1 protein-coding gene is annotated in these 1,079 nt (G+C 60.2%); it reads right to left on the minus strand.

Features of this window, described 5'->3' with window-relative positions:
- Positions 1-66: 66 nt before the first annotated feature.
- Entirely contained in the window at positions 67-1,038 is a 972-nt protein-coding gene (locus HMPREF0577_RS10495; protein ID WP_004013877.1) for a diaminopimelate dehydrogenase, read from the minus strand.
- Positions 1,039-1,079 lie beyond the last annotated feature (41 nt).

Consider the following 1,079-nt stretch of genomic DNA (forward strand, 5'->3'; position numbering starts at 1 on the left):
CCGCGGAATGTGACCAAGGTCACATTCCAGGCTATCGCCAGCGATTTCGGCTCGCGCCTCATGAATTTAGAGGAAATCGTGGCGCAAGACTGCGGGGTCGCGCCACGAGAGCTCCGCCAAAGTCACGTCCAGCATGGTGAAAGCCCCGCGCTCGCCGCGCGTGGCTTTCCGAACGCAAGCCCTGGCCACGGCCGCCAACACGGCGCCGGTGAACTCCGGGTTGGAATCCAATCGCAACTGGAAAATCATAGACTGGGACACCCCCGGCGAAGTTTCGCCGCTGCGGATTACCTCGCCCGCATGGGGTAAACCCGCGTGGTCGCGCTGCATTTCCTCGGTCGTGATAAACGTCACGTTCGTGTCATAGTCCGCGAAATAGTTCGGCATCGACTTAATTTCGGCCTCTATCCGCGCCTTGTCCGCACCGGGCTTAGCCACCACATAGCATTCACGCCGGTGCATTTGGCGGGCGGTGTATTTCTCTTGGCTGCCGCCGCGCACTGCGGCCACCGTTTCCGCCACCGGCACCGTGTATTGCCGGGCATCGGCCACACCCTCAATCCGGCGAATCGCATCGGAATGTCCCTGGGAAACGCCACGCCCCCAAAAGGTCGTGGCCTGGCTGCGTGGCAAAATCGCGTCGCCCAACACGCGCAGCATGGAAAACAGCCCCGGATCCCACCCGCAACTAATGAAAGCCACGTGTCCCGCTCGGCGTGCCGCCGCATCCACCGCATCGAAATGTTCGGGAATTCGAGCGTGGGTGTCAAAAGAATCGACCGTGTTGAACAGGCCAGACGTGAACACCCCCTGTTCCATCAAGTCGGTCGCGGAACCGCCGCAGTTCACGCACACATCCACCAAGTCGCGGTACTGCGCCATTTCAGACACACTGACCACCGGGGTGCCTGCGGTTTTCACTGTGGCGGGATCCCGCCGGGTAAAGACCACCACCAGTTCCATATCCGGGGCGGCCGACACCGCTTTTTCCACCCCGCGTCCCAGATTGCCATAACCATTGATTGCGACTCGTATCATCGCACTTCCTTACCTTAGTTAGTTTATTAGTTGCGGTTATT

Origin of the sequence: Mobiluncus mulieris ATCC 35243 (genome assembly GCF_000160615.1) — a bacterium.
Lineage (GTDB): Bacteria > Actinomycetota > Actinomycetes > Actinomycetales > Actinomycetaceae > Mobiluncus > Mobiluncus mulieris.